General features: G+C 35.4%; 3 protein-coding genes. 1 reads left to right on the forward strand and 2 read right to left on the reverse strand.

Annotated elements, in window-relative coordinates:
* The first annotated feature begins 133 nt into the window (after window positions 1-133).
* Window positions 134-655: an adenylate kinase gene (locus tag AFK68_RS12670; protein ID WP_094673128.1), complete on the forward strand. Its 522-nt coding sequence runs from the start codon at window positions 134-136 to the stop codon at window positions 653-655.
* Window positions 656-967: 312 nt separating this feature from the next.
* On the opposite strand, the gene AFK68_RS12675 is transcribed toward AFK68_RS12670, so the two are convergent.
* Together AFK68_RS12675 and AFK68_RS12680 are read right to left on the reverse strand one after the other, a co-directional pair.
* Window positions 968-3,070 (reverse strand): mechanosensitive ion channel family protein, encoded by a 2,103-nt coding sequence (locus AFK68_RS12675; RefSeq protein WP_094673129.1) that lies wholly within the window; start codon window positions 3,068-3,070, stop codon window positions 968-970.
* Window positions 3,071-4,056: 986 nt separating this feature from the next.
* Window positions 4,057-5,358: a tetratricopeptide repeat protein gene (locus tag AFK68_RS12680; protein ID WP_094673130.1), complete on the reverse strand. Its 1,302-nt coding sequence runs from the start codon at window positions 5,356-5,358 to the stop codon at window positions 4,057-4,059.
* Window positions 5,359-5,486: the final 128 nt, after the last annotated feature.

The raw sequence follows: 5,486 nt of genomic DNA on the forward strand, positions 1-5,486 counted from the left end.
TTAGACAACAATAATTATCATATTTTCTGGTTAAGATAAATTTTGTTAAAGTATAATGTATATATTAGCTATTTTTGGGTTTCCTTTGTCAACCTAACCTACAAAATTCTAGTTTTTTATTGTTAGTATTTTTATGAAAAAAGTAGCAGTATTTGGTAATGCAGGTGGTGGTAAGTCAACCCTGAGCAAGCAATTAGCAACAATAACTAATCTCCCACTCTATGTCTTAGACAAAATCAAATATCGCTCAGGAGGTACAGAAGTTCCAGATAACGAATATAAACTTACTCACGATAAAATCTTAGGGAGTAATGAATGGGTAATTGACGGATTTGGTTCGATGGAAACGCTCTGGTCAAGGTTAAATGCAGCCGATACCCTGATTTACATTGACTTACCTTTACCCATTCACTTTTGGTGGGTGACAAAACGGTTTTTAACAGGTTTTTTTGTTCCTCCCGATGGGTGGCCTGAGAATAGTCCACTATTAAGGAGTTCTATGAATAGCTACCGTAATCTCTGGTTATGTCACAAGTATCTTACTCCAAAATATCGAGATTATGTTGAACAAGCTCAAAACAGTAAATCTGTCTATCACCTCAAATCAACTCAACAAATTGCAGAATTTTTGCAGTTAATTGAAACTGACACATAATTAGGACTGATATTATGTTCTGATAATCAGTGATAAAAAAATTATTCCTGTAGGGACGTTGCATGCAACGTTCCTACTCCCCCACTCCCCTACTCCTTAAANAACTCAACAAATTGCAGAATTTTTGCAGTTAATTGAAACTGACACATAATTAGGACTGATATTATGTTCTGATAATCAGTGATAAAAAAATTATTCCTGTAGGGACGTTGCATGCAACGTTCCTACTCCCCCACTCCCCTACTCCTTAAATTTTATCTTTTTTTCTCCAAGATTTATTGCTTCTTCCCTCTTCCTTCTTTCTTACTTCTACTATTTAAAGTCTTTTTCTGACTGAAAATTGACGAATCTGGGATTATTATTATCTCCTTGGAAAGGCTCAATAACAGAAACATGATGATAGGGAATACCCAAAGAAATTCCGGCTTCATCAAGAGCTTTTTTGACTCGCCGACGAAATTCCCGACCCAGTGACCAATGTTTAGCAGGTGGCGTTTTAATCAGTAAATGAATCAGAATTCCCTCATGGGATAGCTCATCAACACCTAACACTTCCACTTGATTAAGGAAATGTTCACTCCACTCTTCTTCACTTTGCAATTTATTTGCTACCTCAGTCATCACTTCAATAGCTCGATCAACATCTTCATTCCAAGCAATTTTAATCGTAAAATTAACCCTTGACCAGTGTTTAGTCATATTAATAACGCAGTCGATCCGACGATTAGGAATAGCAATTAATTGTCCGTCTAAATTGCGTAGGGAAGTGGTAAATAAATTAATATCCTCTACACCTCCTGACATTCCTCCACCAACATCAATTACATCCCCAATAGCATAGCGATCGCTTGATAAAATCAAGATTCCATTGAGCAAGTCTTCAAGTATACTCCGGGAAAGAAAAGCTACAGCAACAGCAAAAAAACCTGCACTAGCTAATACTGCCAGATTAACTCCTAGTAAGAACAGACTCAAGTAAATACCAAAGAAAATTGTAAAAAAGCTAATGGCTTTTTTGAGTGTCTTAGAATAAGTATCAACTCTGAGAGTATAACGATTAGATGTCGGATACAGGAGTTGTCCTTCTGTTGCCCAACGATGGAGAATAAAATCAATGAGAATACCTCCCAGTTTATCGATTAAGGTTAATCCTAACCACAAAGTAATTAAAATCAGCATTTGCTCGAAAAAATAGATCGATAGAAAACGGGTTTGGCGAAATGTAAAAACAATTCCAATCAACCCCAAAGAAAAGAACAAGAATTGAAAAATCAACAGCAGTCTCATAAACAATTGATAGAGATTTTGTCTTTGCTTAATCAGGTTTTGGCGTTGCAAAAAAAACTTTGCCTGAGAAATTGGAGTCTGAAAAGCTAGTAACTTAGTTTTCGTCGCTAAACGCCGAATAAAATTGAATATATTTTTCTGTAACGATGGGGAAAGAGCATTTTCCAGAGAAGGTTGAACTGAAACATTATCTTGCCTAGCTATCTCCTTTTCTAGTTTTATTTTCTCTGAGAGTTCTTCCTTATTACTTATATTTTCTTCTATGTTGCTAGGAGTAACTTCTGGCTCAATAACAGTTTTCACCTCAGTTTTAGTTGCTATACTTTCGGTTAGTTGACTAAGTTGTTGTCGCAATTCTTTGTTCTGTTTTATCAACAAATTGCGAATTAAATGACTCAACCAAATTAGTGCTAATACTAGCAAAATAATTGCAATAGAAATTTTGACTCGCCACCCAGGATGCTGTATATATAATTCATGTCCCCAGAGAATATAACTGAAAGAGGTACGAATGTTGTTACGCCAAATTTGAGCTAATTCATCTTTATTTTTTTTTCCATTAGCTTGGGTATCTAGATGGGTGACGGTGACAATAGTTTGTGCAGTTATGCCTAATTCTGGTTGCTTTGGTAAATAGATAACAGTCTGTTGGTTTTCACTACCGACTTCTACTTGAGGAGTCAAAGGATGCAAGGTTTTTTCTGTTGTAGGTAGCCAAAATTGCCAATCTGGACGATATGGAACTTCCGACTCTGTTTGCTGATTGATAATAGAGCTAATAATTTGTTTAAATACTTGTACAACTAATTGCGATCGCTGTTCTAATTCTTGGACAATTTCGACATTTGGTGTCTTAATGTCTTGAAGTGCAGCTAAGGTTAAGTCTGCTGTTAATCCTTGTTTTAAATCACCATCAATGAAATTAACGTCACTACACCAAAACCTACCACAACGAACGGCTCTATGTAAGTCCCAAGGTTTAGATGTAAATTGAGGATTTTGGCTATCATTTCCGGGCATAAATAAAGGAATTTGTCCTAAAGTTTTAGGAGAAAAAGTTAAGTTTAAGGTTAAGCTGAGAATGCTAATTATAATAAATTTGATAGTTTGTTTGAAAGTTTTATTCATGTTAAATCTGTTAAAAAAGTATTTATAAATTCTGTTTTTAAAACGGGGAATTAATAAAATATTATTTCCGGTTGAATAGTCATAATAAGGCTTTTAGTTTTGCTCTAGCCTCTAAAATAGTATCTTATACCACTTTGAAAAAAGAATATTACGAATAATAAGAGCGATAAAAAGACCTTACAATAAATGTCCCTGGTTCCGCTTTTTGGCTGTCGCCGAGATGAAAGGTGAACCTAGTGGCAGCTATATCACTCTCTTTCTATGGATTGATGTTTTATATCATGTCCGGATAATTAGTTATAAAAAAACTTTCTTCTTCCTCCTTCTTCCTTCTTCTTTCTTTTATTCTGACTCCTGTACGGGCGATTCGCGTTTGCGTAGCATTCCGCAGGAAATCGGCCCTACTGACTCCTGACTCCTCCGCAGTTATTTATTTATCACTGTTCAACCGGACATGATATTATTCATCTATTGGACAATAGTTATAGTCATTTCAAATAAGGATGAAACACTGTTTTGGCTGAAACCCTTTCAAGCAAAGAAACACTCCTCCCAGTCTTATTCAGAATGACTATAGGGCTGGNCAAATAAGGATGAAACACTGTTTTGGCTGAAACCCTTTCAAGCAAAGAAACACTCCTCCCAGTCTTATTCAGAATGACTATAGGGCTGGCTAATTAAATCTCAAAGCCTTTACAGGTAAAAGTTTCAGACTTTTTACGTCAAAGATTGATGTTCTATTCATCTATTGGACAATAGTTATATAAGTATGAATTACATATGCAGAGTAAGTGCGGTAGCTATATGGTTTCATAGAACAAAGTCATTGATATAGCGCTACGCGCTAGGGAATAGGGAATAGGTATGGAGGGAATAGTAAACTGTCAAAGGATTTTCCTAAGTCATGCTGCGCAAACAGGATTTAGAAATGTCCTAATCTTTGCTTCGACTGCTATAACTGATAACTGAAATGACAAACAAATATTTTAAAACTTAAAGTCTAAACCAGTCGTATAATAAAAATTCCATTTAGGATTATCTTCAAAAATAGTTTCGTTTCTGAATCTCAGAAATAACCTATTAGTAAATGACCACCTTTTACTAATAGGAATAGAAAATGTAGTATTATATGTGCTAATTAAGTTCTCACTATCTCTTAAAGACTGACCAAAAACAAATATTTGATTAAAAGTTGCCCTGCCAATTTTCACATCTCTGCCGATAAAAGCAATACCAAGTGTTGGATCGACTCTATTGCGCCGTTCTTCAAAGTCAATGTAATCATATTCATAACGAGGGCTAAAGAAAAATTGAACATCCCAAGACTCTTTGGCAGTTTCACCACGCCACAAATTGAATCCAGCTCCTAGAGCGGGAGTGATAATAACTGTTAAGTCTTCATCATCATTTTTGGCAGCCAATAATTCTTGATTCGTTACGGCGAACAGATTGGCTGCAAAATGCCAGTCTTGATTGAAATGACGGCGATATAATACAGCGGTAAAACTGCTAGGACGATATTTCTCATCCTCAGCTCTGCTACTATCAAAAGAAACAGAAACACTGCTATTAATCAACAAATCCGATTTTGACCATTGCTTGTAAAGGTTAGAATTTGTGCCTATATTCCAGGTAGTGTCTCGAAAAGAAGAAATAGTAGCTCCGAAACCAAGACTAAACTCCACCCGCTCTTCCTGAAAAGGATATTCAGCAACAGGTGGGGGTTCTTCTGTAATTGTTTGAGTTTCAGAAATTAGGGTTTGACTTTGGGAAATCAGAGTTTGTGATGAATCTTCTAAACCAAGACTTTGATATGTCAGGGCAATTTCCAGCAATAATTGTCCTTGTGTCAGCTTATCCTCAACAGAATTAGCAATTTCTACTGTTAGTTCTAATATTTCTTGTGCTTTGTCTAACTGCCCAATTTGTGCATATTGTTTAGCAATATTAGTGAGCAAATTGACTTGTACTGTCTGCTCTTCTAAATTCTTACTAATTGCCAAAGATTTAGCCAGTATTTCCTCAGCTTGTTCAAGCTCTCCTAAATCAATATATTTAAGAGCAATTTGATTAAGTAAAATTGCTTTTGCTTGGGAGTCATCCATTTGATTCACAGTTTCTAGAACTTCTGAAACTTGAGATTTAGGATGAGAAACTGCTAGAGATGGAGTGAATAAAGCTTCTGACAAAGTATCTTTATCTGGTAAAGGAAGAGCAAGTGCTTGATTATTTGTTTTCTCAGATAAAATAGTTATCAGCAGGCAACAAAGCAGAAATTTTTGTATCATTATAGACTTATATTCCTCACTCTTACTATGTAGACTGAAATAGGATTGCTATATTACTTCATATAGAATCTGGTTACAGAATATTATGTTTATAATTCTATAAATTACTTCAATCTCCCCTACTCCCC

This window comes from Hydrocoleum sp. CS-953, from assembly GCF_002260545.1.
Classification (GTDB): Bacteria; Cyanobacteriota; Cyanobacteriia; order Cyanobacteriales; family Microcoleaceae; genus Trichodesmium.